This window comes from Flavobacterium sp., assembly GCF_029242675.1.
GTDB lineage: Bacteria > Bacteroidota > Bacteroidia > Flavobacteriales > Flavobacteriaceae > Flavobacterium.
The window spans coordinates 1-4,386 of the sequence record NZ_JAQWTM010000332.1 but is presented as its reverse complement, the minus strand read 5'-3'; the positions used below and the strand labels follow the sequence as shown (position 1 = coordinate 4,386).

The following is a 4,386-nucleotide window of genomic DNA, read 5'->3' as shown; positions in this document are numbered from 1 at the left end:
ATGTAATTGTACTTGGATTTTATTTGAACGCGGATGACATGGATTTAGCGGATTTACTGATTATGTGCATCCTATCAATTGTTCCTCTTATATATAATGTAATTGTGTTTGGATATATTGGAACGCGGATGACACGGATTTAGCGGATTTTCCACTTAAAATTAGCTCCATATAATAAATACACAATATGTAATGGTTGTAATTGTGTTTGTCCATATTGGAACGCGGATGACACGGATTTGGCGAATTTACTGCTTATATGTATTCTATCAATTGTTCCTCTTATGTATAATGTAATTGGATTTGGATTTTATCGGAACGCGGATGACGCGGATTTGGAGGATTTACTGTTTATATGTATTCTATCAGTTGTTACTCTTATATATAATGTATTTGGATTTGGAATTTATTGGAACGCGGATGACGCGGATAACACGGATTTACTGTTTATGTGTATTCTATCAATTGTGCCTCTTATATATAATGTTATTGTATTTGGATTTTATTGGAACGCGGATGACGCGGATTTGGAGGATTTACTGTTTATGTACATCCTATCAATTGTTCCTCTTGTGTATATTGTAATTGTATTTGGATTATATTAGAACGCGGATAACACAGATTTTGGCGGATTTACCATTTATGTGTACTCTATCAATTGTTCCTCTTATATATAATGTAATTGTTTTTGGATATATTGGAACGCGGATGACACGGATTTAGCGGATTTTCCACTTAAAATTAGCTCCATATAATAAATACACAATATGTAATGGTTGTAATTGTGTTTGTCCATATTGGAACGCGGATGACACGGATTTGGCGGATTTACTGTTTATATGTATTCTACTTCTTGCTATTCTTATATATACTGTCATTGTAATTGGATTCTATTGGCGCGCAGATGACGCAGATTTCTACATATTCACTACTGAAGTGTATTCTTCGGTTATGATCACACTTATTTGTTCCTTTTACATTATGGAAAGAATAAAGTAGATTGCAAGAATGAATTAGAGCTGTTCGTCTGTTAAACAGATTACCACTTACACCACTACTCTCCTAGCCCTGATAGCAGTGGAAATCCTTTTATGGGGATTTTTATCCCCGTAAAAGATTGAAACGAATAGCAGGAAATAGCTCCAAAAAGCAACCCTTTTCTACCAGCATCAAAACCACATTTAACATACTGCATCGTAACCTAATAATAATGAAACAATCCACACATATATATTGGATGTGTTTTTGTAATGGTTTATATTTGCATTCTTAAATTACTAAACAATGATCAAGATTACTTTACCCGATGGGTCAATTAGAGAGTACGCAGCAGATGTGACTCCGATGGAAGTGGCTAAAAGCATTAGCGAAGGTTTTGCTAGAAACGTGATTTCGGCATCATTTAATGGTACCATCATTGAAACGACCACTCCTTTGACAACGGATGGTAGTCTTGTTTTATATACTTGGACTGACGAAGGTGGAAAGAAAGCTTTTTGGCATTCGACTTCGCACGTAATGGCTCAAGTTTTAGAGGAAATGTATCCTGGTATTAAATTGACTCTTGGACCTGCCATAGCCAATGGGTTTTATTATGACGTAGATTTTGAAGATCAAAAAATAACGGAAGCAGATTTTAAGAAAATTGAAGATCGTGTACTTGAAATTTCACGCGGTAAGCATGAATTTAATTTGCGCCCGGTATCTAAAGCGGAAGCTCTAGAAATATATAAAGACAATGTTTATAAAACAGAGCTGATTTCCAACCTTGAGGATGGTACGATTACTTTTTGTGATCACGATACCTTTACTGATTTATGTCGCGGTGGCCATATTCCGAATACCGGAATTATCAAAGCCATGAAAGTAATGAGCGTTGCGGGAGCCTACTGGAGAGGAGACGAAAAAAACAAGCAATTGACCCGTGTTTACGGAACTTCGTTTCCTAAGCAAAAAGACTTAACTGAATATTTACTTTTGCTTGAAGAAGCAAAACGTAGAGACCATAGAAAACTTGGTAAGGAGTTAGAATTGTTTGCTTTTTCTCAAAAAGTGGGTCAAGGTTTGCCGTTATGGTTACCAAAAGGAGCCGCGTTGAGAGAACGTTTAGAGCAATTCTTGAAAAAAGCACAAAAGAAAGCAGGCTACGAGCAAGTGGTTACACCACATATTGGTCAAAAGGAATTATACGTAACTTCAGGACATTATGCTAAATACGGTGCAGATAGTTTCCAACCTATAAGCACACCACATGAAGGAGAAGAGTTTTTATTGAAACCAATGAACTGCCCTCACCACTGTGAAATCTACAATGTAAGACCGTGGTCATATAAAGATTTACCTAAGCGTTATGCTGAATTTGGTACTGTTTACCGATACGAGCAAAGTGGAGAATTACATGGTTTAACCCGTGTACGTGGATTTACTCAGGATGACGCGCATATATTTTGTACTCCAGAACAACTGGATGAAGAGTTCAAAAAAGTAATTGACTTGGTCCTTTATGTATTTGGTTCCTTGGGATTTGAAAACTTTACTGCTCAAATTTCATTAAGAGACAAAGAGAATAGAGAAAAATACATTGGTACTGACGAAAACTGGGAGAAAGCAGAAAACGCAATTATCAATGCTGCAGCAGATAAAGGATTAAACACAGTAATTGAGTATGGTGAAGCTGCTTTTTACGGTCCTAAGTTGGATTTCATGGTGAAAGATGCTTTGGGAAGACAATGGCAGTTAGGTACGATTCAGGTAGATTACAACTTACCAGAACGTTTTGATTTAACATACAAAGGATCAGACAATGAATTGCATCGACCTGTGATGATTCACAGAGCGCCATTTGGCTCTATGGAACGTTTCATTGCTATCTTACTAGAACACACAGCAGGAAATTTCCCACTATGGTTAATGCCAGAACAGGCTATTATCTTGTCTTTGAGTGAGAAATATGAAATATATGCCAAAAAAGTTTTAGATTTGCTAGAAAATCACGAAATTCGCGGGCTCATTGACAACCGTAGTGAAACTATTGGTAAAAAGATTAGGGATGCCGAAATGCAAAAAATCCCTTTTATGCTGATTGTAGGTGAAGAAGAAGAGAAAAATGGAACCATATCTATCCGTAGACATGGCCAAGAAGGCAAAGGCAATATTACCGTTACCATAGAAGAATTCGCTGCTATAGTGGATGAAGAGATCAAAAAAACATTAAAAGTATTTACAGTTTAACTTAAATTATAAAGTCATAGCAATAAGAAGCAACAGAGGTTATCAACCTCGCGTAGAAAAAAAGGATGCCCACAGAATAAACAATCTTATTCGTGGAGTGCAAGAAGTACGTCTTGTAGGTGAAAACATAGAGCCCGGAGTTTTTAAACTTTCGGAAGCTTTACGTTTAGCGGATCAATTTGAACTAGATTTAGTTGAAATTTCACCAAATGCTGAGCCGCCAGTTTGTAAAATCATGGATTACAAGAAATTTGTTTACGAGCAAAAGAAACGTGATAAAATCCTGAAAGCTAAATCTACACAGGTTACTGTTAAGGAGATTCGTTTTGGACCTCAAACAGATGAGCATGATTACGAATTTAAAAGAAAGAATGCTGAGAAATTCTTGAAAGAGGGTGCTAAATTAAAAGCATTCGTTTTCTTTAAAGGTCGTTCTATCATTTATAAAGATCAAGGGCAAATCTTATTGTTAAGATTAGCAACTGATTTAGAAGAATATGGTAAAGTAGAAGCAATGCCAGTTCTTGAAGGAAAGAGAATGATTATGTTCATTGCTCCTAAGAAGAAGAAATAATTAAGTCCAAAGTCGAAAGTTGTATTGTCTAAAGTTTATACGTTATGACTATAAGACTTTCGACTTTAAGACTAAAAGATAAGTAAGTAAGAATAAATTAAAACACTAGGAAAAAATGCCTAAAATGAAAACCAAATCTAGCGCCAAGAAACGTTTTAAAGTTACTGGTTCTGGAAAGATTAAAAGAAAGCATGCTTTTAAAAGTCACATCTTGACTAAAAAATCTAAAAAACGTAAATTAGCTTTGACACACTCAGCGTTAGTTCACAAAACAGATATGAAAAGTATCAAACAACAATTAAGAATTATCTAAATTAGTAATCAGTCGTCAGTATTTAGTAGGCAGTTAGTACTGAACACTAAAACCTGAAAACTGAACACTTTTTTAAATTCTTTAGGTTAAAACAATTTAAAAATAACCTTGGAGTACGGCCATTAAGCGCTTTTGATTCAATTCAAGCCGCCTGCTACAAAAACACATAAAAATTATGCCAAGATCGGTAAATTCAGTTGCTAAAAGAGCAAGAAGAAAAAAAATAATGAAGCAAGCCAAAGGTTTCTTTGGTAGACGTAAAAACGTT

At 35.4% G+C, this 4,386-nt stretch carries 3 protein-coding genes and 1 pseudogene; all 4 read left to right on the top strand.

The genetic code is table 11. From position 1 onward, the window contains the following. The first annotated feature begins 1,284 nt into the window (after positions 1 to 1,284). On the top strand, positions 1,285 to 3,231 hold the full coding sequence (gene thrS, locus P8M54_RS12110) for a threonine--tRNA ligase (protein WP_300288137.1): 1,947 nt from the start codon (positions 1,285 to 1,287) through the stop codon (positions 3,229 to 3,231). A gap of 22 nt (positions 3,232 to 3,253) precedes the next feature. Next, complete coding sequence (infC, locus tag P8M54_RS12105) at positions 3,254 to 3,805, top strand: translation initiation factor IF-3 (protein WP_300288138.1); 552 nt, start codon at positions 3,254 to 3,256, stop codon at positions 3,803 to 3,805. 115 nt (positions 3,806 to 3,920) lie between these two features. After that, positions 3,921 to 4,118 (top strand): 50S ribosomal protein L35, encoded by a 198-nt coding sequence (gene rpmI / locus P8M54_RS12100; RefSeq protein ID WP_022827375.1) that lies wholly within the window; start codon positions 3,921 to 3,923, stop codon positions 4,116 to 4,118. A 175-nt stretch (positions 4,119 to 4,293) separates the two neighbouring features. Then, positions 4,294 to 4,386: pseudogene (locus tag P8M54_RS12095) on the top strand (50S ribosomal protein L20); the annotation flags it as partial.